Genomic DNA, 26,060 nt, shown 5'->3' with positions numbered 1-26,060 from the left:
ATGGCATTTATCAGTTCTTCGACACGCAAGACCCCGGTTACGGTGACCGTCTTCTGGAAACACCCGACTTCGGCTACGACACGATCTGGGAGTGGTTGAACGCACAAGGCTTAACAGTCGGTCTCATCAATGTTCCGATGTCTCACCCACCTCGCGGCCTCGATGGCTATGAGCTGACCTGGCCACTACGTAAGACCCTCCGTTTTTCGCACCCCCAACCATGCCGGGCGATGAATGTGCTCGTCACTTCCAACGTCAAGTCCAAACTGGGCAGGCAACTTCTTGGCACCAACACATTTCGGCTAGTGAGTTCAAGACCAGACGGCGCAAAGCGAGCGAAACTGCGCATTATATTGCGCAGTTTCGCTCGCTTTGCGCCGTTTCGCCCGGACGTTTGAAGCCGTTACAGGGTTTCGCGGATCATGTCGAAACCCAGCTTGAGCACCAGGGCGCTCACCACCACCACGAACACCACGCGTACAAACTTGGAACCTTTAGAAATCGCGAGTTTGGCGCCAAAGAACCCGCCAATCACGTTCCCCACAGCCACTGCGAGCCCGGCCTTCCACACCACGAAACCAGCTGGAATAAAGAACAACAGCGACCCAAAGTTGGTGGCCCAGTTCATCACCTTTGCGCTCGCTGAAGCCTGCAAGAAACTGAACCCCACAACCGCGACCAGGCCAATCACTAAGAACGAACCCGTCCCAGGACCCAGCGCGCCGTCGTACATGCCCACTAGCAGACCAATCAACCACGACACCCCGTGATGCATGCGGGGCCGTCCACTAAATCGCAAACGCGCTTCGGCTCCCAACGACGGTTTCGCCAGCGTAAAAACACCCACCCCAATGAGCACAACCAGAATGATGGGCGTAAACGCTTTCTCCGGAATCTGGGAAGCAACCAGCGCACCCATCACGGCACCTATCAACGCGAAAATCGCGCCCGGCACCGTGACCGATTTATCGACCTTCACCTTGGTCAAGTATGTGGTGGCAGAAACAGTGGTGCCACAGATCGAACCAATCTTATTGGTGGCGACAGCCTGAATCGGAGTCATCCCCGGCACTAACAAAAGCGCCGGTAGCTGAATCAGGCCACCGCCACCCACAACAGCATCGATCCAACCAGCCAACGCGCTGGCGAACACCAAAAGCAGAATTGTCGTGATGTCTAGGTCGACATGTGCGACGGCCAAAGCTCCTGGCTGGCTGAGGATCGCCGTCAGCATGTCTACTGTCCGAGCAGTTCGATGCTGTTGATCGCATCCAGTTTCTGCGCGATTGCGTCAATGATCTTCTGACCGGCCGTTTCAACGGGCAGGTTGGTGGCTTCTCCGGTGGCGCGGTCACGCAATTCGACCACGCCGTCTTTGAGTCCACGTCCCACGACGACGACCGTGGGCATACCCAAGAGTTCAGCGTCACCGAATTTCATACCTGGGCTGACCTTTGGACGGTCGTCAAGAAGAACCGTGTAACCGGCCTTTTCAACTTGGGCCGTCAGCTCTTCAGCCACGTCAAAGACCTGGGCGTCTTTTCCGGTCGCAACAATGTGGACATCGGCAGGCGCCAAGTTAGCTGGCCACACAAGTCCCTTGTCATCCGCGTGCTCTTCAGCAATGCAAGCCATAACACGCGACACACCAATTCCATATGAACCCATCGTGACCACGCGGGCTTTTCCGTTTTCATCTAAAACAGAAAGTCCCAGGGCCTCGGCGTACCGCGTACCAAGCTTGAAGATCTGACCTACTTCAACACCGCGTGCCAGCTGAAGCTCACCAGAACCGTCGGGGGCAGGGTCACCGGCGACGACCTCGGCGGCCTCAATAAACTCATCACCCACAAAGTCACGGCCGGCAACCAAGTCAAACACGTGCTTGTCCGGTTCGTTCGCACCCGTGATCCAGCGGGTGCCGCTAACCACGCGCGGGTCCAGCAAGTAGCGGATCTTCGTGGAGCCTTCGAGACCCAGGACGGCCTGATCCAGGCTGTTACCTGGCCCGATGAAGCCCTTCACCAGTCCAGGGTGGTTCTCCAGGTCCTCATCGGTTGCAGCCACCAGATCGACTTCGCCGGACCCCAACATGCCAGTTCCGGCGGCGCGACCCAGGTCAACTTCGCGGTCACCAGGCAAACCGATGACAACGACTTCGCGCTTCCCATCTGGGTGAACGACTGTACACACGACGTTCTTCAGCGTGTCGGCAGCGGTCCACGGACGGTCCTCACGTGGGTGGTGCGTGTTAGCGAATTCCACCAGAGTAGCGATCGTGGTGGTCCCGGGGCTGTCCTCGACGTGAGCAGCTGGGGCGTCGCTGTAGTCGATATCTTCCGGCACGACCGTGGTGACAGCTTCGACGTTTGCCGCATATCCGCCGTCGGTACGCACGTAGGTGTCTTCACCCACCTCGGACGGGTACAGGAACTCGTGGGTACCGGAACCACCCATAGCGCCAGGGGTCGCTTCAACCATGACGAACGGCAACTGAAGCCGGTTGTACACGTTGATGTAAGCCTTACGCATTTTTTCGTACGCAACGTCCAAGCCCGCGTCGTCAATGTCGAACGAATACGCGTCCTTCATGATGAACTCACGCCCGCGCAACAGCCCCGCGCGTGGCCGGGCTTCATCACGGTACTTTGTCTGGATCTGGTACAGGTTAGCCGGCAGATCCTTGTACGACGAGTACAGGTCCTTGACCAGAAGCGTGAAGGCTTCTTCGTGCGTGGGAGCCAGAAGGTAATCAGCCTTTTTGCGGTCTTGGAGGCGGAAAATACCTTCACCAAAAGCTTCCCAGCGACCGGACTTTTCATACGGCTCAGCAGGCAACAGCGCAGGGAAGTGAACTTCCTGCGACCCTGCCTTGTTCATTTCATCGCGAACAATAGCTTCGATCTTGTCCAGCACCCGCAGCCCCAGAGGCAACCACGTGTAGATTCCCGGAGCTGAACGGCGAATGTAGGACGCACGGTGCAACAGCTTGTGGCTCTTGACGTCTGCATCTGCAGGCTCTTCTTTGAGGGTGCGCACAAAAAGCGTGGACATCCGCAAGGGCATAGCTCTAACTCCTGATTTAACTCATTGACAGGCCAAAACCGGACCTGGGCACAGATTACCACCTGGTGTTCTATGCTCGAATGCATGATTGAGCCCACGTTTGACACGCACGGATCGCAGCGCATCGACTCGTGGCTGTGGGCGGTGCGCGTTTTCAAGACCCGCACCCTGTCCGCCTCTGTTATCAAGGGCGGTCACGTGCGGGTTGACGGCGAAAAGGTCAAGGCGTCGTACAAGGTCAAAATCGGCGACGAAGTACACATCCGTCGTCACGGAATCGACCGGATTTTAGTGGTTCAAGGGTTTCTAGCTACCCGAGGTCCCGCCTCAGTTGCGCGCGCATGTTACGTGGACAACTCCCCCGAACCCAGCCCACTGTTGCGCGCTCCCGTACCACGCCGCGACAAGGGCATGGGCCGGCCCACGAAAAAGGACCGCCGCGCACTCGATAAGTTGCGCGGACGGCCCTCCCTCTAGCCGGGAACCGAGCTGCTAGCGGGTTGTCACGTTTCCGAACTTGCCGGCTACTGGTGCTACGAAGATTGGGCGGATGACTACCCACGCAGCTGCCATGACAACCACGGCAACCAGGAACAGGATCAGACCCAGGATTGGTTTGTCCGGTGCGGCCGCAAACATGTGGCTGAGGTTCGCGAACGGTCCCTTGCCTGCCACAATTGCGGTTGCGAATACCAGGAACACGTGAACTGCAGTGAACGCAACGAAGTAGATCATGACTGGGAAGTGGACCTTTGCAGCGTGCTCAACGCGGTACACGTCGTTGAACTTACCCTTAATGGGCCACACCTCTGACATGCGCAGACCAGTGATCATGGCCAGCGGAGTAGCAATGAACACGGTGGTGAAGTAGGCAAGCTGCTGCAGACCGTTGTAGTTGACCCAGCCGTTTTCCACTGGCCAGTTCATGGAAGCGTACTGCAGGGCAGCAGACAGCGCGTTCGGGAAAACTTCCCAGCTGGTGGGGACGATACGCATCCACTGGCCGGTCACGAACAGCAGAATAAAGAAGATCACACCGTTGAGCACCCACAGCGTGTCGAACGAGAAGTGGATGAGGTGGTTCATCGAGATCTTCTTAGGTTCGCCCTTGGTCTTGATGAACTTGGTGTTGTCGCGCGTCCAGAACGAGTCCGGCTTAGGCGTGGAACGGATGAGCCATCCTGAACGAACAATCAGCAACATGAAGAACATGTTGAGGAAGTGTTGCCAGTTCAGCCATGCGGGGAACCCGACCGGCGCACCTTCTGGCAGCTCGTATTCGCCCGGGTACTTCTCAATGAAGGCCTCAACAGCGTCGAGGCTTCGCAGCCAGTTGGCAATGAGCACCACGATGACAATCGCGACAATCGCCACACCCGCCCAGATTGCGGGTTTGATCAGGGACTTGGGATCAAAGGACGCGCCCTTCTTTCCCTTCTTCTTTTTCTTCTTCTTTTTCGAAGTTGCCATCATCATATTTAAACGTCCGTATGTTCAGGGAGGCGCGTGCGCCTCGACCGACAGGTTCCGGCCAAAGGCCGTATTGAAACACCTCAATGCTAGAACATTCTGAGATTTTCATGTGCACAGGGTCACCTTTTACGACTGTGCGAGCCGTCACGTCCCACCTGTTGAGCCGCCACGTCAGGGAGCCGCGTCAGTACATGACTGTGGCGAATTCGCCTATTTGGCGGTAGCCAGCGCGTGCGTACGCACCCAGCGCCGAGGTGTTAAATGAGTTGACGTACAAACTCACCGTGGGTGCGTACGCAAGGGCGTGTCGCGTCACGGAGACCATGGCTCGGCTGGCGATTCCTTGGCCACGGTAGGCGGGGTGGACCCACACGCCTTGGACTTGGACTGCTCGACTAGAGATCACGCCCAGGTCGGCTTTGAAGATCAGGGTGTTCCCGTCGCTGAGCACCAGCGTGTGCCCACCGGTCAAGAGTGATCGCACGCGCGCCCGATACCCAGAGGGGTTGGGCTGCTCAGGGGAGAATCCCACTTCTTCTTTGAACATCGCCACGGAGGCGTCATACACCTGTGTGTACTCGTCGGCCCTGGCGACGCGGACCGGGATCTCGTCAACGTCCGGCCGTTCACATGCCACCAGCAACGGTTGGTGCGGTCGCACTCCCCGAGGTGGCCCCCACACTAGCCGGCGATACACATCCAATACCGGCTCTCGGTGCCCCACCAGTGAACACGGGTAACGACCTCGGCGGTTGAGAAGCGACGCCACGTCAGCAACCCCGTTGAGAGACGGGGTGAGCGGGGTGACTGAGTACCCAATCCAAAACACCGCCTCTGGTGGCAGGGCACTCCCCTGTTCGCTGACCGTACCCCACAGGACACCGGACGGTGCGTCGATTTGAGCGGTACCAGCCCCGTCAACGAGTCGCTGGATGGTGATGGTTCCGGCTGGGTCGGCCGCGCATACGCCCTGCACCCACGGTGTGTGATGGTGAAGCAGGGGCGCTAGCCGGATCAACCGACGACAACCTCTGCTTCGCCGGACGGGTCGCCGTTCTCTTCAGCGATACGCAGGGCTTCTTCGATCAGGGTTTCCACGATCTTGGACTCAGGCACGGTCTTGATGACTTCACCCTTGACGAAGATCTGGCCTTTGCCGTTACCAGATGCGACACCCAGGTCGGCTTCGCGTGCTTCGCCGGGACCGTTGACAACGCACCCCATGACGGCCACGCGCAGTGGCACGTCCAGGCCTTTGAGGCCTTCAGTGACTTTGTCGGCCAGCTCGTACACGTCCACCTGCGCACGTCCGCACGACGGGCACGACACAATCTCGAGCTTGCGCTGCTTGAGGTTGAGCGACTGCAGGATCTGGGTTCCCACCTTGACTTCTTCAACCGGCGGCGCAGACAGTGACACACGAATCGTGTCACCAATGCCTTCTGCCAAAAGCGCCCCAAACGCGGTCGCAGATTTGATGGTCCCCTGGAAAGCTGGGCCGGCTTCGGTCACGCCGAGGTGGAGCGGCCAGTCTCCGCGTTCGGCAAGTTGGCGGTAGGCCTCCACCATGATGACGGGGTCGTGGTGTTTGACCGAGATTTTGAAGTCGTGGAAGTCGTGTTCTTCGAACAGCGAGGCTTCCCACACGGCCGATTCGACCAGGGCTTCGGGCGTGGCTTTTCCGAACTTCTCCATGATGCGCTTGTCCAGTGACCCGGCGTTGACACCGATGCGGATCGAGGTGCCGTGGTCCTTGGCGGCCTGGGAGATTTCTTTCACCTGGTCGTCGAACTTGCGGATGTTACCGGGGTTCACACGAACCGCTGCGCAGCCGGCCTCGATCGCCGCAAACACGTACTTGGGCTGGAAGTGGATGTCAGCGATCACGGGGATCTGTGATTTCTGGGCGATCGCTGGGAGTGCTTCAGCGTCGTCGGCGCTGGGGCAAGCCACGCGGACGATGTCGCACCCGGACGCGGTGAGTTCGGCGATCTGCTGCAACGTGCCGTTGATGTCCGTGGTTTTGGTGGTGGTCATGGACTGCACGCTCACGGGATAGTCTGACCCCACCCCTACGCTTCCAACTTTGATTTGGCGGGTTTTGCGACGCGGCGCCAAAACAGTGGGAGTCGATGGCATTCCAAGATTTACGGCAGGCATTCTTTCCCTTCCACGCGATGTACGTTCATTCTATGTCTTCGTGTGTTCGGTGTCCTTATTCGACCTAGTCCGCGACTGGCCCTAACCGCCAAACAGATCGCGCAGCGTGATCGGATTGAACAGATCCACGTACAGCAAAAGGAGCGTCATGACCAGCATGACTCCCACGACCCCGTAGGTGAGCGGTAGCAACCGGGCGGTGTCGAACGGACCAACGATGCCACGACCTCGGGCAAGGTTGATTCGCCGGCGAGCGCCTTCATACAGCGCGACTGCGATGTGACCACCGTCCAGGGGCAGCAATGGCACTAGGTTGAAGGCGAACAGGAAGAAGTTCAGCGAGGCCACGAGGCTCAACCCCAGTTGAACCTTGTCCACCACATCGAACAGATCGGTGGACACGATTTCGCCGGCCACACGCCCGATTCCCACAACGCCAATTGGTCCGTCAGCTGGCCGGTCTCCCCCGCTGATGGCGATCTGCCCGATTTCGACCAGGCGTTGCGGCAGGTGGAAAAGCGCGCTGAAGGTCTGAGTGATCGAGGACCATACCGTGCCGGGAAATTCACTCACAGGGATGGGGGTGAGTTCTTGCGTGGGTGAGACTCCCAGGAACCCGGCTTGTTCGGTTTCGGGGGTGCCGTCGGCACGGGTGATGGGGCTACCGTGTTCGTCGGTTTTGGGGCGTTCCGAGGTGATAATCGGCACGTCTTTTGTGATCACCTGGCCGTCGCGCTCCAGTTTGATGGGGACCGTGGTTCCAGCGGCTGCGCGGATCTGTTCAGTCATGTGGTCCCATGACTCAACTGGGGTGCCCCCGATTTCGAGGATTTTGTCACCTGGTTTGATGCCGGTTTCCCATGCGGGGGTGAGCTGGTCCTTGGGCGTGCAGTCGTCGTTGCCTGCCGCTTGTCGCGCTTGAGCTTCTGACGCGGGGACGGCACATTCGACCACGGTCGCCACGGTGGTGGATGGGCCGGGCACCCCGATTCCTAAGAGCACTAACGCTAGGATCCCGATTCCCAGCAGTAGGTTCATGAACGGCCCGCCGAACATCACGACCAGGCGTTTGGGCAGGTTGAGCGCGTAGAACGTGCGGTGTTCTTCACCGGGTTCGATCCCCCGGTTGGAGAATTCGCGGGCGTCGGCCAGGGTGTTTTCAAACAGGCGCCCCTTCCGAGGTGTCCCGTCCTGCCGCGTGTCGGTCACCACGGGCTGTTGAGAGTCAGCGAGCTCCTGGTTCGCGTGACGCTTCTTGGCTGCTTCGCGCACGATGCCGCGAACGGTTTTTTCGTCCGGTACGTCTTGTGCGCGCGTGTGTGTGGCTTCCTTGGGCGGGTACATTCCAGGCATCGCGATGAACCCACCCAACGGGAGGAGTTTGATCCCGTACCGTGTTTCCCCACGTTTAAGCGACACCAGGGTTGGGCCAAACCCGATCATGTAGTCGGTGACCTTGACGCCGAACTTCTTGGCAGGCACCAAGTGACCGATTTCGTGGAGTCCAATCGACAAGCCAATTGCGGCTAAGAAAAGAATGACTCCCAGAATGTACAGAAGGATTGTCATGCGTTCACCCACTCGTGAGCCCAAGCGCGGGCGTGTGCGTCAGCTTCCAGGACGTGTTCAAGTGTAAGGCCACCAGGTACCGCGTTGTCTGCGTTCAGCTGGTCGGCCTTGTCTAGGGCCGCAGCCAGGCCGTCGCTGATTGCGGTGAAGCTGATGTGCCCATCATGGAACGCGTCCACGAACACTTCGTTGCTGGCGTTGTACCACGCGGGGTGTACGCCCCCGGCTTGCCCGGCCCGAGCCGCCAACCCCAACGCGAGGAACGCTTGGTGGTCGACCGGTTCAAAGGTCCACGTCACGGGTTGCGACCAGTCATTAGGCGCCGTTGCTTTAGGAATGTGTTCTTCGTACCCCAAGGCATATGCGATCGGAAGTTTCATGTCCGGTGGCGACACTTGCGCCAGTGTGGAACCGTCCACGAACTGCACCATGGAATGAATGTTGCTCTGCGGGTGGACCACCACGTCGATCCGGTCATACGGCACGTCAAACAGCAGGTGCGCCTCAATCACTTCGAGCCCCTTGTTCACCAGGCTCGCCGAATTCGTGGTGATCACCCGTCCCATGTCCCACGTGGGGTGTTTGAGCGCTTGTTGCGGGGTCACGCGTTCTAGCTGTTCGCGGGTCATGCCTCGGAAAGGTCCGCCCGAGGCGGTTAAGACTAGCCTGTCGACCTCCAGGTGGGTGCCCGCGCGCAAAGCTTGCCACAGGGCAGAGTGCTCCGAGTCAACAGGAAGAAGGCGAGCGCCCGTCGAGGCCGCTAAATCCGTGATCATGGTTCCCCCGATGATGAGGGACTCCTTGTTCGCTAGAGCCGTGTCCGTTCCGGCCCGCAGGCTGGCATGGGTGGCGGTCAGACCAGCTGCTCCCGTGATCGCGTTGAGAACCGTGCCGGTGGGCATGGCCGCAATCGTTGCAGCAGCTTCAGAACCACACACAATCTCACGCACCGGGTTCGGTTTACCCGCTTCGCTGGCGGCTGCGTCCACCGCGGAGGAAACTACCGCCTCGGTGTGGGAAGCACACCCAACGACAGGCACCCCGAACTCAACCGCCTGACGGGCCAGCAACTCAACGTTTGTGCCCGCAGACAGCGCCGATATACGAAACCGGTCAGGGTGAGCAGAAATGAGCTCTAACGCCTGCGTTCCGATCGAACCAGTTGAACCTAAAATCGCGATTTGTCGAACAGCCACCAGACAATCTTGACACGCTAACTGCAGAGGACGCTGAGCCAGCCCCCGCAACCTCGGGCCGGGTTTAGTGACACGGAACACGCAATGTACAGTGCAAATAGACGAATCGGATACGCAGTCGCGCATCTACACCAACGACAACAAGGAGACAAACGTGGCAAAGACGCAAACGCCGGACGAAATTCTGCAAATCGACTCGGTTTTTAGCAAAGAAGACCTCGAATGGGCCGGTGTTGTTCGCCAATGGGCCGATGACAACCTGCGTGACAAGATCGGCGACTGGTACTTAGAAGGCACCATTCCGGCTCGTGAGCTCGCCAAAGAACTGGGCCAGCTGGGCGTCCTAGGTATGCACCTGGAAGGCTACGGATGCGCCGGTTCAACCGCAACCCAGTACGGCCTGGCGTGCCGCGAACTTGAGGCCGTGGACTCCGGTCTGCGTTCGCTGGTGTCCGTGCAGGGATCGCTTGCAATGTTCGCAATCCACCACTGGGGTTCGGAAGAGCAGAAGAACGAATGGCTGCCACGCATGGCTCAGGGTGAAGCCATTGGGTGCTTTGGTCTGACCGAACCTGATGTGGGATCCGACCCGTCCAACATGCGCACCGTGGCAAAGCGCGACGGTGACGACTGGGTGCTCAACGGCGCAAAAATGTGGATCACCAACTCCCCTGTTGCGGATGTTGCCGTTGTGTGGGCTAAGACCGACGAAGAGGATGAAAAGGGTCGCCCCGTCATCCGTGGTTTCGTGGTTCCGACCGACACACCTGGTGTTGAGTGCCCCAAGGTTCAACGCAAACTGTCGCTGCGCGCGTCCATTACGGGTGAAATCGTGCTGGACAACGTGCGCCTCCCTGCTGACGCCATGATGCCTAAGGCCAAGGGTCTGCGCGGGCCGCTCACGTGCTTGTCTGAAGCTCGTTTTGGGATTGTGTTTGGTGCTACTGGTGCTGCTCGCGACGCACTTGAGCAGGCGCTCATGTACACCGGTTCACGTATCCAGTTCGACAAGCCACTCGCGGCATTCCAGATCACGCAGCAGAAGCTGGCAAAGGCCTTTGGTCAGTACTCACAGATCACCCTGCTGGCAGCCCACCTGGGCAAGCTCAAGGACACCACGGGTGTTCGCCCTGAACAGATCAGCTTGGGCAAGATGGTCACCGCCGACACCGCGATGAACATCTGCCGTGACTTGCGTGCGCTGTTCGGTGGTTCGGGTATTACCAGCGAATACTCGCCGCTGCGCCACGCCATTAACCTGGAAACCGTCCTCACGTACGAAGGTACCCACGAGGTTCACCAGCTCACGTTGGGACGTTCGCTCACCGGAATCAACGCGTTCGCGTAACGAGATACGTATAGGTCGTCTAAAGTGAGGTGGCTGGGAACGGTTGAGCTGTTCCTGGCCACTTTCGCGTTTTGGCATTCAGGCCCAGAGGGTACGTAGCCTATGCGTATGCTTTGATTGCTTCCAAGGCTGTCAGGCGCTGAGTATTGGGTGCGTTGGAACACTGCACAACGGCGTCGGGGCGAAGCTCCACCACAGCGGCCGGTTCAACCCGCGCGTCACGCACAACCGTGTCTAGAACAAACTCGTTACCTTCAAACAGGGCAACTGCGCCCTCAAAATGACTGGGTAGGGCCTTCACAGGCTTGGAAAACGCCTGGTGGGCGCCGCGTTCTCTGGGACTCTGAGCTGGAGTCTCGCCGGCCACAATCCGAACCGGGGCGCCGGAGTCCGCGGACGCGACACACGCGCCCACACGCCACGCACCCAACTTCACCAGGTGAGCAGTCAGCGGGGACACGTCGGACGCAACCGACACGCACGTCCCTTCGCTCACCTCCATAAGGCGCAAAACGCCAGCGAACTTCGCGGAGCGGTCTAACACCTCGGCGAAAGTAAGCTCCACCGACTCCCCGAAACAGTTGCGGTCACGCACAAACACGTCATCAGCGCGACCCATCGCCACGGGGAAGTCCAACAGCTCATACACCGGGTTCATGAGCCCCGGGTGGCCCTCCCCGCGAACGCCGGGCCGGGCAAACCAGTGGATATCAGTCAACCGATGCCATCACTTCAACAACACGGTCGATGAACGCATCCACCTGGTCTTCGTTGTACGCCTTCTTGCCCTTGCGGATCTTGAACAGGACGCGACGAACCTCGTCCACGCTCATCGCCAGGCCATCGGTGAAGTACGCGTTGATCTTGTCGCACAGTTCGTCGACTTCTTCGATGTCGTAGCCGATGGCGCCACGCTCAGCCAAGTTAAAACGCTCACCTGGCGCACGGCTCAGACGCCCACGCAACGAACCGGCAGCGCGCGTGAGCTCATCAACCCAAGCGTCCTCACCAGAGGTGGCGACCAGCTGCTCACGGCTACGCTTGGCGAACGCATCCTCCAAACGGTCAAGGGCCGCGTCAACAACGCCCACGTGGTAGCCACCGCGCTTTAAGTCAAAACCAACAGTGCGCACCGCACGCGCATCCAGGTCGCCAGGCTGAGGGGTTTCGCGCTCAAAGCTTTCGCGGGCGCGCTTGAAGAAGCTGTCGACCTGTGCCGGGTCATAACCGTTCTTCCACCCCGACATCTTGGGGAAGTTCTGTTCCAAAGCGTCTCCTTAGTCCTCATCCTCAGCAGCCAGCTGACCACACGCACCGTCGATGTCTTTACCGCGTGTGTCTCGAATTGTAGTCGGTACCCCCGCCTTGACGAGCCTGCACACGAACTCAGCGGCAACCTCGGGCTCGGAAGCCGTCCATACGGACCCTGGCGTGGGGTTAAGCGGGATTGGGTTCACGTGAACCCAGCCACGACCTCGGGCGTTGAGCTTCTTAGCCAGAAGCTCCGCACGCCACGCGTGGTCGTTCATGTCTTTAATGAGCGCGTATTCGATCGACACGCGCCGGCCAGTGGTTTTGTAGTAGTCGTACGCGGCGTCGATCGCTTCGTCGGCGTTCCACCGCGTGTTGACGGGAATCATTTCGTCACGCAGGTCGTCATCCGGTGCGTGCAGGCTCAGCGCAAACGTCACCGGGATGTTTTCCGTGGCGAGTTTCTTGATGCCCGGCACCAAGCCCACGGTCGACACGGTGATGCGGCGCGGCGACATGCCCAGGCCGGCTGGTGCTGGTGTGGTGAAGCGGCGCACCGCGTTCATGACGCGCTTGTAGTTGGCCAGCGGCTCACCCATTCCCATAAACACCACGTTGGCGACACGGTCGTGTACCCCGGCCGAGGTGGTAGCGGCTTGGGCGTCTGCGGCGCCGGTTTCTGCTGGCGCGTCTGCGGCGCCTTCGGGGGTGTCGGCTTCGGAACCGACTTCAGCTGCCTCTTCACCCAGGTAGTTGGTGGTCGTTGCGGCGGCAGGGGCCAGTTCCCCGGCTGCGATCACGCGGTTTGCTTGGATGACTTGGTCGACGATTTCGGCCGTGGACATGTTGCGGGTGAGGCCCTGCTGGCCGGTTGCGCAAAACGGGCAGTTCATTCCGCACCCACACTGCGAGGACACGCACAAGGTGATGCGGTTACGGTAGCGCATGAGCACGGATTCGACCATGGCACCGTCGAACAGCCGCCACAGGAATTTGATGGTGTCACCGTCTTCTGTGCGCAGGCGCCTGACCTCGGTGAGCAGTGGTGGGAAGAACTCTGTAGCGAGTTCTTCGCGCTGTTCGGCCGGCAAGTCGGTCATGTCAGCTGGGTCAGTGGTGTTGTGTACGTAGTAGTGGGTGGCCAGCTGTTTGGCTCGGAACCCGGGAAGCCCTTTGTCTTTGACAGCCTGCGTCAGTTCTTCTAGCGACAAGTCGGCTAGGTGCTGAGGCGGCTGTTTCACCCGAGGTGACCGAAAATTCAGGAGGGGCCGACCGTCCCGCATGGGGGTTTTCGAGGTCGTTCCGTCCTCATGTTCGACAACAGGGCGTACCTGACGAGGTGTTAAATTCTGGGCCATGGCCCTCCCAGTATCGCACGAATTAGCTCAGACAGACACTTCGCGTGTTGCCCGGTCCACCTAGAACCGGTCCGCCTAGAACAGAAGACCTGGCAAGAAGTGGTAGAGCGCAAGAGCCACTGGTGCGGTTGGAAGGATCGAGTCCAACCGGTCCATCACTCCCCCGTGGCCAGGTAGCAACGTGCCCATGTCTTTAAGACCCAAGTCACGTTTGATCATGGATTCGGAGAAGTCGCCCAGTGTGGCGAAAACCGGAATGACCATGCCTAGAACAAGGCCGGTCCACCACGGAGCACCGAACGCCAGCACCACCATGCACACGCCTACAACGGTGGAGAAGAGCGCGGATCCTGCAAAGCCTTCCCACGACTTTTTAGGCGAAATGCTTGGCGCAATGGGGTGCTTGCCCCACAGAACACCAAAGGTATAACCACCGGTATCACTAGCAACGACCATGGCCAGGAAGGTGATCACCAGCATATTGCCCATGGGAAACGACAACATGTAGGCGATGAACGAGCCCATCAGCCCCACATACGTGAGGGCGAAGATGCTCAAGCACACGTCTTTTACAGGGTTGAGGCGGTGCCGGCGGATCTGGTTGTAGATGAGGATGAACCCACACCCCAGTGTGAAGGTCACCCAGAGCGCTTCACGCCCCAGAAAATATGCGGCCAGGATCATGAACCCAGCTGAAATCATGGTGGGAACACGCGCCACCTTAGAACCGGATCGGCTCAGTGCGTTGGACAGTTCCCAGGTCGCAGCCACGACACCAATGAGTGCCACAACCAAAAACATTTCGGGAATGAACACCAGGCTGGCAAGTACAGCGCCACCCAGCACCAGACCCACGGCGATCGCCGCCGGAAGGTTGCGCCCGGCTCGCCCGTAGTCCTTTTTTGGTGGCTGAGGTGCCTGCGGGTTGGGTTCAGCCCCCGTGACGGGGTTCTGAGAAGTCGAAGATGCGCCAGCCGAAGTTTTCGACTGGCGCTCGTCGTAAGACGACAAATCAGACTTCAAGCAGCTCTTTTTCTTTAGCGGCCAGAAGCGAGTCGATTTCGTCGACTTTCTTCTTGGTGAGTTCGTCGAGTTCGCCAAGAGCGTGCTTGACTTCGTCCTCACCAGCTTCGCCGTCCTTCTGGATGCGTTCGAGCTGTTCTTTGGCCTTGCGACGCACGTTGCGCACTGAGATGCGACCTTCTTCAGCATCGCCCTTGACGATCTTGACGTACTCCTTACGGCGCTCTTCGGTGAGTTCCGGGAGGGTCACGCGGATAACGTTTCCGTCGTTAGCGGGGTTGGCGCCGATGTCGGAGTTACGCAACGCGTTCTCAATGTCGGTCAACGCGCTGCGGTCATATGGGGTGATGAGAATGGTGCGAGCTTCAGGCACCTGGAACGATGCGAGCTGTTGCATAGGTGTGGCAGTGCCGTAGTACTCCACAGGGATGTTAGAAAACAGGCCAGGGTTGGCGCGACCGGTTCGTACGTTACCGAAAGCGGACTGGGTAGCTTCGATCGCACCATCCATTTTGGCGCTAGCTTCTTTAAGAATTCCGTTGATCAATGTCTTCTCCTTGGGAACGTTCTGTTCAATCCTACCTGGGGTGACCTGGACGGCAGACTCTATGCGCTGACTACGGTTCCGATGTCTTCGCCCATGATCGCGCGCTGCAAGTTGCCGTCACCCTGCATGCCAAAGACACGCATGGGAAGGGAGTTGTCCATGCACAAACTGAACGCGGTCGCGTCGACGACTTTGAGGCCTCGGGTAAGTGCGTCTTGGAAGGTGATGTGGTCAATCTTGGTGGCCGACGGGTCCTTCTTGGGGTCCGCGGTGTACACGCCGTCCACACCGTTCTTGGCGATGAGAACTTCGTCGGCGTGGATTTCGAGCGCACGCTGTGCAGCCACGGTGTCGGTTGAGAAGAACGGCAGTCCAGCACCCGCGCCGAAAATCACGACACGGTCCTTTTCCATGTGTCGCATGGCGCGGCGCGGAATATACGACTCGGCCACCTGGCTCATAGGGATTGCGGTTTGCACACGCGTGTCCACGCCCTGCTGTTCCAAGAAGTCCTGCAGAGCAAGGCAGTTCATCACGGTGCCCAACATGCCCATGTAGTCCGCACGTGTACGGTCCATTCCACGTTGCTGCAGTTCCGCCCCGCGGAAGAAATTGCCGCCACCTACGACGATACTGATTTCCACCTCGGGCACGGTAGGCACGATCTGCTTAGCGATTGCCGACACAATGTCCGGGTTTACCCCAACGGATCCCCCACCAAAAACTTCACCTGACAGTTTCAGAAGCACTCGCCTGCGATCAGTACGAACCGGATGCATTGCGTGGCTAGAAAAATGAACAGGCGATTCCATGGGATCCTCACGTCAGAACTTGCGGGCCACCTCTAATACTAACGGTCGCCCACAGCGTTTGTGTAAGCGCCGCCGAGGTGGTACCTAGTTTCCGCGGATCTGGGCGGTGCGCAAGTAAGGGAAGGACTCCTGGACGTCGTCAAAGCGTTCGCGGGCTTCGTCAGTGGTGACGGTTGGTGGGACGACGATCCGGTCGCCGCTCTTCCAGTCCACTGGGGTGGCGACTTCCGCGCGGTCTGCGGTTTGGAGGGCGTCGATCACGCGAAGGATTTCGTCGAAGTTGCGCCCGGTTGACTTGGGGTAGGTCATGGTGAGGCGGATCTTCTTGGCCGGGTCAATGATGAACACCGAACGCACCGATGACGTGTCGCCTTCGTTGGGGTGGATCATGCCGTAGAGTTCCGCGACTGTTTTGTTGGGGTCGGCGATGATGGGGTATTCCACGGTGGTGTTGCCGTAGGAGTTGATGTCGGAGATCCAGTTGTCGTGGTCTTCTTTCGAGTCCACTGACAGGGCGATTGGCTTAACGTCCCGCTTTGCCCATTCGTCGCTCAGCTGTGCGACGCGACCCAGCTCGGTGGTGCAGACGGGGGTGAAGTCGGCTGGGTGCGAGAAGAGCACAACCCAGTTGTCACCAGCCCAGTCGTGGAACGAGATTTCGCCAGCCGAGGTTTCGGAGGTGAAGTCTGGGGCTACGTCACCGAGCATGAGGGTCATCATGAGTCCTTTCGATTGTGGGTATTCCCCACACAGTAAGCGCTGGGTGTAACCACGGACTCGCGAGAGGGTAAAGACCCGCCCCTACCTGGGTAAAGACCACGTGAACTTGCTGGGCCTAAACCCTCCGGCACACGGCAAAACAAAACGTGCCACCACAAGAGTGTGGTGGCACGTTTTTGTTAGCTAGCGCTTAGATTAGGATCCCACACGCACGCGTGCGAAACCGGTTGCCTTGATGCCAGCTTCGTCCAGGATGGACTGAACCGACTTCTTTGGCTCCTTGGCAAAGCCCTGGTCCAGCAGAACGTTTTCCTTGAAGAATCCGTTGACGCGGCCTTCAACGATCTTTGGCAGAGCAGCTTCTGGCTTGCCTTCGTTCTTTGCGGTTTCCAAAGCGATTTCGCGTTCCTTTTCAACCAGTTCAGCTGGAACGTCTTCGCGGCTGAAGTACTTAGGTGCAAGAGCAGCGATGTGCACGGCTACGTCGTGTGCAGCCTGGTCGTTGTCACCTTCGTATGCCAGCAGAACACCAACCTGTGGAGGCAGGTCCTTGTTGGTGCGGTGCAGGTAGGAAGCGACCTTGGCACCTTCGAGGCGCGCAACGGTCTTCAGGTCAACCTTTTCGCCCAGGGAGGCACCACCTTCGGTGATGATCTGGGAGACAGGCTTGCCGTCGATTTCCACGTTCTTGAACTCTTCAGCGTCCGAAGCGTTGTTCGCCACTGCCAGTTCCAGAATTTCGTCAGCCAGGCTGATGAACTTGTCGGACTTAGCAACGAAGTCGGTTTCGGAGTTGAATTCGATCATGGTACCGACGCCACCGTCGGTCTTGATAGCAACAAGACCGTCCGAGGTCGAACGTCCTTCGCGCTTGGTGGCACCCTTGAGGCCCTTTACGCGCAGGATTTCAACAGCCTTGGCCTGGTCGCCCTGAGCCTCGTCAAGAGCCTTCTTCACGTCCATCATGCCTGCACCGGTCTTTTCGCGCAGAGCCTTGATGTCAGCGGCGGTGTAGTTTGCCATGTGATCTCCTATAGTCGAGAGGATTTACGTGCGTGGGGTTACAGCACTAACGTGTCAGGCTTCGGTCGACTTGTCGTCGGCGTCAGCGGCGGCTTCTTCCTTGGATTCTTCCTGGGCTGCTTCTGCTTTGGGTTCTTCCATAGCGTCGGCAGCCTTGGTTTCGTCCTTGGCTTCCTTTGTTTCTTCTGCCTTGGCTTCGTCAGCCTTAGCGTCTTCTGCCTTAGCGTCGTCCCCGCTCTTACCTTCGAGGAGTTCGCGTTCCCATTCTGGCATTGGTTCAACGTCAACAGCGGAGACGTTCTTTTCACCTTCGTCAGACGAGTGGCGCTTGAGCAGACCTTCGGCAACTGCGTCTGCAACGACGCGGGTCAGAAGGGCTACGGAGCGAATCGAGTCGTCGTTACCTGGGATTGGGTAGTCAACTTCGTCAGGGTCGCAGTTGGTGTCGAGGATACCCACGATTGGGATACCAAGCTTCTTAGCTTCGTCAACAGCCAGGTGTTCCTTCTTGGTGTCAACGATCCACACTGCTGAAGGGGTGCGCTGCATGTCGCGGATACCGCCCAGGGTGCGCTCAAGCTTTTCCTTTTCGCGCGACAGGATGAGCAGTTCCTTCTTGGTGTGACCCGATCCAGCTACGTCGTCGAAGTCGATTTCTTCGAGTTCCTTCAGACGGCGCAGACGACCGGAGATGGTCTGGAAGTTGGTGAGCATACCGCCCAACCAGCGCTGGTTCACGAATGGCTGACCAACGCGCTGTGCCTGTTCGGCAATAGCTTCCTGGGCCTGCTTCTTGGTTCCGACGAACATGATCGATCCGCCGTGCGCAACGGTTTCTTTGATGAACTCGAATGCGGTGTCGATGTAGCCCAGCGTCTGCTGCAGGTCAATGATGTAGATGCCGTTGCGTTCCGTGAAAATGAAACGCTTCATCTTGGGGTTCCAGCGACGAGTCTGGTGACCAAAGTGAACACCGGAGTCGAGCAACTGGCGAGTGGTGACGACGGCCATGCCGACGCCCTCCTTTCATGGCGCTTACGCGCGTTCGGGCGCAGGTTCCAACTGGGTTGACCCTGCGCGGATTTCGGTTTGTTCCTGGTATCCGTGGCGGAAGCCCACGCTTCACCCACGTGTCCTGCTGGAGGAATATGTGTGGATAAAACGCACCTGAGGCACCGCTCGTGTGTCGGATACGCGTAGTCAAGAGTTCTGACACTCCTGCTGGCCCTATTTTATGCAGGTCACGCGCGAGTAACCAAATAGGTACTTATGGCACCGCGCGTGTGGATTGTTTTTCGTTCCCGTGGCAAGAGCTGTGTGGAAGACTCCGCGGTTTCCACAGGTTTGGATTCGGGTCTTTTATCAGTGCTGGTCACGTAGTGCTATAAGTACATGATTTCTCGAATTTTGACTGTAGTTTCGTGGCTCGTTTTAGCGATGACGCTGATGAGTGCCACACATGTTCCAGATTCCGTGGTGTATGCGGCACCCGGTGAGCACTCAGATGAACCGTCTGGCACGTGGATGACTCCGGTGCCTGGGTTTGAAGTGATTCGTGGTTTCGATAAGCCAGACAAGAATTGGCAGTCCGGGCACCGAGGTGTCGATGTCCTGGCGCTTCCAGGTGAGCCCGTGCGTGCCCCAGGTTTTGGGGTGGTGCGGTTCGTGGGAGTGATCGCGGGGAAACGCGTGATGAGTGTCGAGGTAGGTAACTATGTGGTGAGTTATGAGTCGGTCGACAGCGATTTGAAGAAGGGCGATGACATTACCCCGGGGATGCACATGGCTAAGGTGTCCTCACCGTCGCATTGCCCGCAAGGGTGCGTGCATGTGGGTGTATGGCGTAAGGACAGAGCGAAAGATTACCTCAATCCGGTAGATTTCTTCTCTTCTGGCGCTTCGATCCTTCTACCAGAGGCGCAAGCGCCTAAACCCTTGGCAGTCGATCAACAGCCGAGTTATAAGGGCAAAGGTAAAGGAGCAGGCCCGTGGGGTGGGCACCAAAACGGGCGAATCCCAGCAGTCGCAATGTGCGCTGTGAAGTCAGCGCCTGGGCACATGCTCAGATGCGATGCAGCCCGAGCCTTCGATGAATTGTCAGCTGCGTTCAAGGCCCAGTTCGGCCGGCCGATCTCAGTGACTGACTCATACCGCACATATGAGCAGCAGGTGATCCTGAAGAAACGCAAAGGCAGAATGGCAGCGACCCCAGGTCGGTCGAACCACGGGTGGGGCCTTGCCGTGGACCTCGGCGGAGGCATCAACCGCTTTGGTACATCAGAGCATCGGTGGTTGCGCACAAACGGCCCTAAGTACGGGTGGGATCACCCCGGCTGGGCACGCCAAGGCGGGTCATTGCCTGAGCCGTGGCACTGGGAGTTCATGGGCTAAACCGGTGGGCTGAGACCGTCAAACTTGATGGCGATGCAGTACACATGGAATAGTTCGCGCGCACTGTGTGTTTCGCGGGTATGAGCACACGTATTGCAATCATTGGTGGACACGGAAAAATTGCTCGTCTCGTCACAGAACGTAAGGGTGACGTCAGTATCACCAGCGTGGTGAGAAACCCTGATCATGTCGATGAGCTCAGCGCAATGGGCGCTCACCCAGTTGTTCTCGATGTGGAAACAGTGGCGGTTTCAGAACTGGCCGAGGTCGTTAAAGGTCACGACGCTGTGGTGTTCCTCGCTGGTGCGGGTGGAGGTTCGGGCGTGTTCCGGAAATACACCTCGGACTTGAAAGCCGCGATCACTTCTCAGCAGGCAGCCAAGGAAGCCGGCGTGGCCCGGTTTGTACAGGTGTCGTTCGTGGGAGCAGAGCACCCAACTGCAGAAGGCACTGACCCGGTCTTTGCCGCGTACTGGGATGCCAAACGTATTGCCGATGACTCGCTTCGGGCGTCTGACTTGGACTTCACGATTGTCAAGCCTGGTCGTCTGACAGATGAACCCGAGACCAGGAAACTCTCGGTTTCCCAGGGTGAGGTACGTAAGGGTTCGACCACGGCGCGTGCCGATGTAGCGAACTTCATTCTGCACGTCCTGAATGATGAGCGCACGTATGGAAAAGACCTGGACATCCTCGACGGGGATACCCCGATGGAGGACTCACTCAACGCATTTCTTGCCTAGATCCCGATAGTCGCGCCTGATGATCAGGCGCCGGTGCAGTGTATGCATAGTGACGCCCACTCACACGCTTAGGCGCGTGGGTGGGCCTGCGTGTAGGAGTCCTTAAGTTTGCCCAGGCTCACGTGCGTGTATATCTGGGTTGAGCTCAGGGTTGCGTGGCCCAGGAACTCTTGTACTTGGCGGATGTCGGCCCCGTTTTCAACCATGTGGGTGGCAGCCGAGTGGCGTAGACCGTGGGGCGAGATTTCCGGTGAGTTGGCCCGTTTTGCCGTGGCCTTGTGGACCACGTCGCGTACTTGGCGCTGGTTGATCCTGCCGCCTCGGACGCCTACAAACAAGGCTTCTTGACCGTCACTGGCCAGGTGGTTTCTGACTTCTAACCATTCGGTGAGTGCGCGTTGTGAAGGACCGCCGAATGGGATGCGGCGTTGCTTGTTTCCTTTTCCTAGAACTGTGATGAGCCCGGCGGTCCAGTCGACGTCGGTGGCATCAAGGTTGACGAGTTCGGACACGCGCATGCCGGTGGCGTACAGCAGTTCGACGAGTGCGATGTCGCGTGCGCGTGTAGCACGTTGGGTCTTGGTGAGCTTCGCATCGTCCGCAGGTGGCTCAAACGGTTGAGTGAAGACGTCTTCAGTGTGGGACTGCTGAAGGACGGTGGGCAGGCGGGTGGCTTTTTTGGGCGTGGATAGTCTGCTGGCCGGGTTGGTGGCGGTGATGCCTGCCCGGGTGGTGAACGTGAAGAATGACCGTATGCCTGCGATGCGACGGGCGAGGGTTCCGGACGAGGCGCCTTGGGCAGATAGGTGGAGTAGCCACTGGCGGAGGTTGCCGATTTCGATGTCGGCCAAAGGGATGGGGTCACCGTTGCCGTCGTGGGTGAGGAATTGCATGAGGTTGGTGGCGTCGGCGATGTAGTTGCGCACGGTGTGTTCCGATGCGTTCTTGTGTACCGTCAGTTCGTTGTGAAAGCGGTTAAGTGCGTCGACGTATTGGGCACTCAACCGGTCATGCTGAGGTTCGCCAGTTGCGGTGGCGTTGTGTGGGGAAGTCGCCATTCTTCAAGGGTACGCCAGGTTCGCAACTCTAGCGACGACGCGATGACGGTTGGTGAAGCGTGGCGCCGAACGGCGAGAGGCGTATGAGGCCTAGTACGCAATAACCGTCAGCCTCACTCGCGGATTCCGATCGTCGACGTCGTGGGCTGCCGGAGAATGCGAGTGGCCGGAGTGAGGGTAGATGTGAGCGCGAGCACGGCGGCAGTGGCGATCACGCCGATGTAGACCCAAGGCGAGGCTGCTGGGAGGGGGTTACCAAGGAACGCCAGGCTCAGCACGGTCAGGGGTATCGTTGCGATGAGGCTACCCAGCACGATGGCGAGGACGGTGATAACCAGGGCTTCGTAACAGAGCATTCGGAGGATTTGTGCGCGGGTGGTGCCGATGAGTCTAAGCAGGGAGAACTCGCGGGCCCGCTCGAGGGTCGCCATGACGAGGTTGTTGACCACGGTGATGCTGATGAACGCGACGATCACGACCAGCCCGGTGAGGTTCACCCAAGAGGTCATCATGGTTTCAGAGCGTGATTGATCGGCCAACGTCGCCTGATCTGCGATAGTCAGGGTCGGATACCGGGCGAGCAGGTCTGCGAGTGCCGCGTGAAGCGCATCGGAGGTGGCGGACCCGTCGGCACTGATGAGTGCCTGTGTAGGTGCTGCGGCGTGCCTGTCGAGCACTTGGGAGGGCAGGATCGCGCCGCCCAGTCCGAGGCCCCGGTCGTAGACCGCGACGACCGTGAGCGTCGTGCTTGTGCCGTCGCCGAGAACGACCTCGATGTCATCGCCGACCTGGGCGCTGATGATGCGGGCGGTGGAGCGGTCGACAGCGATCGTTGATCCAGTGAGGTCGGTGAGATCGCCGCTGACGATGTCGGGATCGAGCGTCGTGGTGATTCCGTCTGCACTGATGCCACGAGCGGTGGTCTGGGTGACGTCAGGGTCGCCGAAGATCGAGTACGGCAGGAGTATCTGGGTGTCCTGCACTGCCGTGACAGTTCCGGTTTCGGGAAGCGACTGGATCGCGGCGAGCACGTCCGGGTCAATGCCACCCGAACCGGTGTCGGCGATAACGACGTCAGCGGTAATGCCTTCTTCGATCTGGTCGGTGACGGCCTGGGCGAGGATGGTTTGGCTGTAGACCATCGGGAGCGTAAACCCGATGGCCAACAGAAGCGGCATCAGAACGCCCCCTAGACGACGCACCTGAGCCTCGGAATTCTCTGCAGCGAGGAACCCGCTGACGCCGAAACGACGTAGAGGCCGTGTGACCACGGTGACGAGTGGACGGAGCACGAACGGGCCGGCGAGGGCGAGCCCGATCACGAGGAGGAGCGCGGCGCTACTCGTTCCGGCGGTTCCGGCGTCGCTACGTAGCCCGATCGGGATCAGCGCAGCACCGAGGCCGAGCGCCACGCAGATGAGGCCGACAATCGTGCGCCACCCGGCTGGCTGTCGGGCTTCGCGAGAGGCGTCTCGCATCGCCTCGACCGGACGAATGTGTGCAGGCCCGGAGGCGACGGTGATGGCACCAAGCCAGGCAGTGAGCACAGTAAGCGCGACAGCGACGAGCACCGGGATCGGGCTGAAAGACAGGACGAGCGATTCGGGCATGACACCGACGCGGGCAAAGACACGGCGCATGCCCTCAGCCAGTGCAAAGCCCGGCAGAGCCCCGAGCGTCGAGGCGAGTCCAGCGAGCAAGAGCGCTTCGGCTCCGACCATCGAGAGCACCTGGCCGGGTGTCGCTCCCATCGCACGAAGCACCGCAAACTCACGTCGCCGCGCATTCAACGCCAATGCCAGGGTGCCTGCGACCATGAACAGCGAGATCAACACGGCGAAGCCACCGAATGAGGCCGCGACCAGCAACAGCAGGCCCCGACCTTGCTCCAGTTCCCCGTGTTCTGCCCGGCTGATCGACGCTCCGGTCAATACCTCGGCACCATCCTGCGCCGTCGCCTGATCAAGGGCTTCCGTGACTTCACGATCGCTCACCTGGTCTGCGGCGATGATGGCGATCGCTGAGACCCGATCCGGACTCGGGGCGAACAGGTGCGCGTCGGCGTCGTGCAGGAACACCAGGTCGGTGTTCTCTACGGAGTCGAGTGGATCAGCGACGATCCCGGTAACTTGGTAGTCGTGCGGCATCGCTTGGTGGTACACGGTGATCGCATCGCCAGCGGTGACGCCGAACCGGGCGGAGATCGACTCGGTGAGCACGATCTCTCCTGGACTGCTCGGAGCATCGCCGCGGACGAGTGTGTAGGGGCCGAATTCCGATGTCTGCCACGCGTGGCCCTCGACTGGGGTCGGCTCAGCAGAGGCATGCGTGCCGAGCATCAAGTCGAGGTCGTCGTCGCCAATGGCGGTCTCAACCTCGGGCAAAGCCTGGATCGTCTCGATCAGACCATTTGGGAGGCCCGGTGATTCTGTGAGTCGCGTGGTCGTGGTGAAGTCTCCATCGTCAGGGGTGAAGGACCGGTCAGCGATGACGACCGCATCGGCCTGCGTATACCGATGGGGTTCGCCAGTGCTGCGCAAACCGGACTCGGCAAGCACCCCGGACGCGGCTATCAGCGCCGATGCGCACATCAACACGACGAACGCGGCGACGAACGATCCTTTGCGCACCCGCAGAGTCTTCCAAGCGAGGTGGAACATCAGGCCTCACCAAACTGATTCATGCGCTCGGTGATCTGTGCCGTTGTCGGGGCGTCAAGGCTGTCCACGATCTCGCCGTCGGCGAGGAACACCACCCGGTCGGCGTACGAGGCCGCATGTGGATCATGGGTGACCATCAAGACGGTTTGCTGCACGTCGCGGGTGACATGAGCGAGGAGGTCGAGCACCTGCGAACCGGTGCGGGAATCCAGCGCTCCGGTCGGCTCGTCGGCGAGTATGAGGTCGGGGCGGGCGATCAGCGCCCGTGCGATCGCGACGCGCTGCTGCTGTCCGCCCGAGAGCTCGGATGGCCTGTGATGCAGACGTGTACTCATCCCCACCTGTTCGACAACATGCTTCGCCCACGCCCGATCCACCTGAGCACCGGCCAGGCGCAATGGCATGGTGATGTTGTCCTCAACGCTCAACGCGGCTAGCAGGTTGTACGCCTGGAAGACGAAACCGACTCGCTCGCGACGCAGCCGGGTCAGTTTCTTCTCCGAGAGCTGCGCGAGATCGACATCGCCGAGGACGACGCTCCCCGCTGTGGGGCGGTCCAGGCCCGCGGCGCAGTGCAACAACGTGCTCTTGCCCGAACCGGACGGCCCCATGACCGCGGTAAAGCTACCGCCGTCGAGCGACAGCGAGACATCGCGCAACGCATGCACGGTGCGCTCGCCCACGCCATAGGTGCGGGTCACTCCGCGCATCGTCAACAAGCCTGCGTGATCCATCGTTTTCGCTTCGTGTCCAGCCACTTTTCCACTGTGACGATCGAGCCGGACAGTGGAAGGACAACCGCTAGACGTTGTCACACCAAGTTTGTGACGCTCAGAGGGGCATGTGAAAATCAGAGGGTGCGCGTTTCGATTCTCGGCACGTTCGAGGTACATGGCGGAGCGAGTCAGACGGTGCCGCTCGGCAACCGTCGCATGCCCGTTTTGCTAGCCCGCCTCGCCCTAACCCCGCAGAAGGCCGTGGCCGCCGATGTCCTCCTCGAGGATCTCTGGAACGGGCATCCGCCCGACGGCGGTAGACAAACGCTTCGGCGTCTTGTAGCACGCACTCGGGAACGGCTCGGAGAGCACGGCCTCACAATCGGCCCCTACGCAGAAAGTGGCGGATACGTGCTCGATCTCTCGCCACAAGAGGTCGATGTCCACCTGTTCGAGCAACGCGCTGCCGAGGGCGCACGGCTACTGAGTGCTGGTGCTGCCGACCGAGCCCTCACCGCGCTCAACGAGGCTCTGAGCATGTGGCGGGGAGCATTGTTCGGTGGGATCGACGCCGATTTCGCCGACCGTGAGAGAGTTCGGTTGGAGTCTCTCCGTCTGCGCACCGTCGAAGACCGCCTGCACGCCCTCGCCGACACTGGAGAAACCAGTAGCATCCTGCCTGAGCTGTATGACCTCTGCCGTGAACATCCCACCCGTGAGCGCACCCATTCGCTCCTGATCCGTACACTTGCACGAGACGGGCAGACCGCGGCAGCACTGAGCGCCTACGAACAGGTACGGAGGACGCTGGCTGACGAACTCGGCACCGATCCCTCGCCCGAGCTACGCAGACTGCATGAGCGGTTGCTCCGGGGCGAGGATGCGCCACGAACGCGATGGACGAACACGTATCTGACGCGTTTCTTCGGCCGCGAGCGGGAGCTCA

The 26,060-nt window shown here is 59.6% G+C and carries 24 protein-coding genes and 1 pseudogene; 5 read left to right on the top strand and 20 right to left on the bottom strand.

Going from position 1 to position 26,060, the window contains the following annotated elements; all coding sequences use genetic code 11:
• Positions 1–403: 403 nt before the first annotated feature.
• On the bottom strand, positions 404–1,234 hold the full coding sequence (locus tag JOE56_RS08970) for a TSUP family transporter (protein ID WP_204515725.1): 831 nt from the start codon (positions 1,232–1,234) through the stop codon (positions 404–406).
• A 2-nt stretch (positions 1,235–1,236) separates the two neighbouring features.
• The gene (locus JOE56_RS08965) at positions 1,237–3,066 is read right to left on the bottom strand and encodes a proline--tRNA ligase (protein WP_204515724.1); all 1,830 of its coding nucleotides are present in this window, start codon (positions 3,064–3,066) and stop codon (positions 1,237–1,239) included.
• Between the two features lie 84 nt (positions 3,067–3,150).
• Here JOE56_RS08965 and JOE56_RS08960 point away from each other — a divergent pair, with 84 nt between their 5' ends.
• On the top strand, positions 3,151–3,543 hold the full coding sequence (locus tag JOE56_RS08960; RefSeq protein ID WP_239271650.1) for an RNA-binding S4 domain-containing protein: 393 nt from the start codon (positions 3,151–3,153) through the stop codon (positions 3,541–3,543).
• Between the two features lie 15 nt (positions 3,544–3,558).
• Here the strand turns inward: JOE56_RS08960 and JOE56_RS08955 are convergent, their stop codons facing one another.
• The 6 genes from JOE56_RS08955 to dxr all read right to left on the bottom strand — a co-directional run bounded on the left by JOE56_RS08955 (position 3,559) and on the right by dxr (position 9,464).
• The gene (locus JOE56_RS08955) at positions 3,559–4,536 is read right to left on the bottom strand and encodes a cytochrome b/b6 domain-containing protein (RefSeq protein WP_420867787.1); all 978 of its coding nucleotides are present in this window, start codon (positions 4,534–4,536) and stop codon (positions 3,559–3,561) included.
• Positions 4,478–4,648: a hypothetical protein gene (locus JOE56_RS08950; RefSeq protein WP_204515722.1), complete on the bottom strand. Its 171-nt coding sequence runs from the start codon at positions 4,646–4,648 to the stop codon at positions 4,478–4,480. Before JOE56_RS08950 ends, JOE56_RS08955 begins: the two co-directional genes overlap by 59 nt.
• Positions 4,649–4,723: 75 nt before the next feature.
• Positions 4,724–5,515 carry a GNAT family N-acetyltransferase gene (locus JOE56_RS08945; RefSeq protein ID WP_204515721.1) on the bottom strand — a complete coding sequence of 264 codons (792 nt, stop codon included), beginning with the start codon at positions 5,513–5,515 and terminating at the stop codon, positions 4,724–4,726.
• A gap of 38 nt (positions 5,516–5,553) precedes the next feature.
• Entirely contained in the window at positions 5,554–6,699 is a 1,146-nt protein-coding gene (gene ispG, locus JOE56_RS08940; RefSeq protein WP_204515720.1) for a flavodoxin-dependent (E)-4-hydroxy-3-methylbut-2-enyl-diphosphate synthase, read from the bottom strand.
• A gap of 81 nt (positions 6,700–6,780) precedes the next feature.
• The gene (locus JOE56_RS08935; protein WP_204515719.1) at positions 6,781–8,268 is read right to left on the bottom strand and encodes a M50 family metallopeptidase; all 1,488 of its coding nucleotides are present in this window, start codon (positions 8,266–8,268) and stop codon (positions 6,781–6,783) included.
• Positions 8,265–9,464 (bottom strand): 1-deoxy-D-xylulose-5-phosphate reductoisomerase, encoded by a 1,200-nt coding sequence (gene dxr / locus JOE56_RS08930; protein ID WP_204515718.1) that lies wholly within the window; start codon positions 9,462–9,464, stop codon positions 8,265–8,267. The genes JOE56_RS08935 and dxr overlap by 4 nt, the downstream gene beginning before the upstream one ends.
• A gap of 154 nt (positions 9,465–9,618) precedes the next feature.
• On the opposite strand from dxr, the gene JOE56_RS08925 reads away from it, so the two are divergent.
• Positions 9,619–10,812: an acyl-CoA dehydrogenase family protein gene (locus JOE56_RS08925; RefSeq protein ID WP_204516120.1), complete on the top strand. Its 1,194-nt coding sequence runs from the start codon at positions 9,619–9,621 to the stop codon at positions 10,810–10,812.
• Between the two features lie 100 nt (positions 10,813–10,912).
• On the opposite strand, the gene JOE56_RS08920 is transcribed toward JOE56_RS08925, so the two are convergent.
• From JOE56_RS08920 to rpsB, 9 genes are all read right to left on the bottom strand, one after another.
• A complete protein-coding gene (locus JOE56_RS08920) occupies positions 10,913–11,530 on the bottom strand; it encodes a hypothetical protein (RefSeq protein WP_204515717.1) in 618 nt (205 codons plus the stop codon).
• Complete coding sequence (locus JOE56_RS08915) at positions 11,523–12,080, bottom strand: DivIVA domain-containing protein (protein ID WP_204515716.1); 558 nt, start codon at positions 12,078–12,080, stop codon at positions 11,523–11,525. The genes JOE56_RS08920 and JOE56_RS08915 overlap by 8 nt, the downstream gene beginning before the upstream one ends.
• Before the next feature lie 9 nt (positions 12,081–12,089).
• Positions 12,090–13,421, bottom strand: a complete 1,332-nt coding sequence (rlmN, locus tag JOE56_RS08910; protein ID WP_420867786.1) for a 23S rRNA (adenine(2503)-C(2))-methyltransferase RlmN — start codon at positions 13,419–13,421, stop codon at positions 12,090–12,092.
• A 75-nt stretch (positions 13,422–13,496) separates the two neighbouring features.
• Positions 13,497–14,444: a phosphatidate cytidylyltransferase gene (locus tag JOE56_RS08905; protein ID WP_239530417.1), complete on the bottom strand. Its 948-nt coding sequence runs from the start codon at positions 14,442–14,444 to the stop codon at positions 13,497–13,499.
• Positions 14,434–14,955, bottom strand: a complete 522-nt coding sequence (gene frr / locus JOE56_RS08900) for a ribosome recycling factor (RefSeq protein WP_420867794.1) — start codon at positions 14,953–14,955, stop codon at positions 14,434–14,436. The genes JOE56_RS08905 and frr overlap by 11 nt, the downstream gene beginning before the upstream one ends.
• Positions 14,956–15,050: 95 nt before the next feature.
• Positions 15,051–15,803, bottom strand: coding sequence for a UMP kinase (gene pyrH, locus JOE56_RS08895; protein WP_239530416.1), 753 nt, complete (start codon positions 15,801–15,803; stop codon positions 15,051–15,053).
• An 84-nt stretch (positions 15,804–15,887) separates the two neighbouring features.
• Positions 15,888–16,520, bottom strand: coding sequence for a peroxiredoxin (locus tag JOE56_RS08890; protein ID WP_204515714.1), 633 nt, complete (start codon positions 16,518–16,520; stop codon positions 15,888–15,890).
• Positions 16,521–16,718: 198 nt separating this feature from the next.
• A complete protein-coding gene (gene tsf / locus JOE56_RS08885; protein WP_204515713.1) occupies positions 16,719–17,546 on the bottom strand; it encodes a translation elongation factor Ts in 828 nt (275 codons plus the stop codon).
• A gap of 54 nt (positions 17,547–17,600) precedes the next feature.
• On the bottom strand, positions 17,601–18,557 hold the full coding sequence (gene rpsB, locus JOE56_RS08880; protein WP_204515712.1) for a 30S ribosomal protein S2: 957 nt from the start codon (positions 18,555–18,557) through the stop codon (positions 17,601–17,603).
• A 381-nt stretch (positions 18,558–18,938) separates the two neighbouring features.
• Here rpsB and JOE56_RS08875 point away from each other — a divergent pair, with 381 nt between their 5' ends.
• Together JOE56_RS08875 and JOE56_RS08870 are read left to right on the top strand one after the other, a co-directional pair.
• Positions 18,939–19,937, top strand: a complete 999-nt coding sequence (locus tag JOE56_RS08875; protein WP_204515711.1) for a D-alanyl-D-alanine carboxypeptidase family protein — start codon at positions 18,939–18,941, stop codon at positions 19,935–19,937.
• 80 nt (positions 19,938–20,017) lie between these two features.
• Complete coding sequence (locus JOE56_RS08870; RefSeq protein ID WP_204515710.1) at positions 20,018–20,680, top strand: SDR family oxidoreductase; 663 nt, start codon at positions 20,018–20,020, stop codon at positions 20,678–20,680.
• Between the two features lie 68 nt (positions 20,681–20,748).
• On the opposite strand, the gene JOE56_RS08865 is transcribed toward JOE56_RS08870, so the two are convergent.
• The 3 genes from JOE56_RS08865 to JOE56_RS08855 all read right to left on the bottom strand — a co-directional run bounded on the left by JOE56_RS08865 (position 20,749) and on the right by JOE56_RS08855 (position 25,156).
• Complete coding sequence (locus tag JOE56_RS08865; protein ID WP_204515709.1) at positions 20,749–21,738, bottom strand: tyrosine recombinase XerC; 990 nt, start codon at positions 21,736–21,738, stop codon at positions 20,749–20,751.
• Between the two features lie 113 nt (positions 21,739–21,851).
• Positions 21,852–24,368 carry an FtsX-like permease family protein gene (locus JOE56_RS11305; RefSeq protein WP_204515708.1) on the bottom strand — a complete coding sequence of 839 codons (2,517 nt, stop codon included), beginning with the start codon at positions 24,366–24,368 and terminating at the stop codon, positions 21,852–21,854.
• Between the two features lie 29 nt (positions 24,369–24,397).
• Positions 24,398–25,156, bottom strand: coding sequence for an ABC transporter ATP-binding protein (locus tag JOE56_RS08855; RefSeq protein WP_338028654.1), 759 nt, complete (start codon positions 25,154–25,156; stop codon positions 24,398–24,400).
• On the opposite strand from JOE56_RS08855, the pseudogene JOE56_RS11735 reads away from it, so the two are divergent.
• A pseudogene (locus JOE56_RS11735) lies at positions 25,061–25,972 on the top strand (AfsR/SARP family transcriptional regulator); the annotation flags it as partial. The gene JOE56_RS08855 and the pseudogene JOE56_RS11735 overlap by 96 nt on opposite strands.
• Positions 25,973–26,060: the final 88 nt, after the last annotated feature.

Origin of the sequence: Brevibacterium paucivorans (genome assembly GCF_016907735.1) — a bacterium.
Taxonomy (GTDB): domain Bacteria; phylum Actinomycetota; class Actinomycetes; order Actinomycetales; family Brevibacteriaceae; genus Brevibacterium; species Brevibacterium paucivorans.
This window is presented reverse-complemented; position numbering and strand designations above follow the sequence as displayed.

Excerpts from the sequence above, each read along its gene's own strand:
- JOE56_RS08970 (WP_204515725.1), bottom strand. The coding sequence starts at position 1,234 with ATGCTGACGGCGATCCTCAGCCAGCCAGGAGCTTTGGCCGTCGCACAT.
- JOE56_RS08965 (WP_204515724.1), bottom strand. The coding sequence starts at position 3,066 with ATGCCCTTGCGGATGTCCACGCTTTTTGTGCGCACCCTCAAAGAAGAG.
- JOE56_RS08960 (WP_239271650.1), top strand. The coding sequence starts at position 3,151 with ATGATTGAGCCCACGTTTGACACGCACGGATCGCAGCGCATCGACTCG.
- JOE56_RS08955 (WP_420867787.1), bottom strand. The coding sequence starts at position 4,536 with ATGGCAACTTCGAAAAAGAAGAAGAAAAAGAAGAAGGGAAAGAAGGGC.
- JOE56_RS08950 (WP_204515722.1), bottom strand. The coding sequence starts at position 4,648 with ATGAAAATCTCAGAATGTTCTAGCATTGAGGTGTTTCAATACGGCCTT.
- ispG (WP_204515720.1), bottom strand. The coding sequence starts at position 6,699 with ATGCCTGCCGTAAATCTTGGAATGCCATCGACTCCCACTGTTTTGGCG.
- JOE56_RS08935 (WP_204515719.1), bottom strand. The coding sequence starts at position 8,268 with ATGACAATCCTTCTGTACATTCTGGGAGTCATTCTTTTCTTAGCCGCA.
- rlmN (WP_420867786.1), bottom strand. The coding sequence starts at position 13,421 with ATGGCCCAGAATTTAACACCTCGTCAGGTACGCCCTGTTGTCGAACAT.
- frr (WP_420867794.1), bottom strand. The coding sequence starts at position 14,955 with ATGGATGGTGCGATCGAAGCTACCCAGTCCGCTTTCGGTAACGTACGA.
- pyrH (WP_239530416.1), bottom strand. The coding sequence starts at position 15,803 with ATGGAATCGCCTGTTCATTTTTCTAGCCACGCAATGCATCCGGTTCGT.
- JOE56_RS08890 (WP_204515714.1), bottom strand. The coding sequence starts at position 16,520 with ATGACCCTCATGCTCGGTGACGTAGCCCCAGACTTCACCTCCGAAACC.
- tsf (WP_204515713.1), bottom strand. The coding sequence starts at position 17,546 with ATGGCAAACTACACCGCCGCTGACATCAAGGCTCTGCGCGAAAAGACC.
- rpsB (WP_204515712.1), bottom strand. The coding sequence starts at position 18,557 with ATGGCCGTCGTCACCACTCGCCAGTTGCTCGACTCCGGTGTTCACTTT.
- JOE56_RS08875 (WP_204515711.1), top strand. The coding sequence starts at position 18,939 with ATGATTTCTCGAATTTTGACTGTAGTTTCGTGGCTCGTTTTAGCGATG.
- JOE56_RS08870 (WP_204515710.1), top strand. The coding sequence starts at position 20,018 with ATGAGCACACGTATTGCAATCATTGGTGGACACGGAAAAATTGCTCGT.
- JOE56_RS08865 (WP_204515709.1), bottom strand. The coding sequence starts at position 21,738 with ATGGCGACTTCCCCACACAACGCCACCGCAACTGGCGAACCTCAGCAT.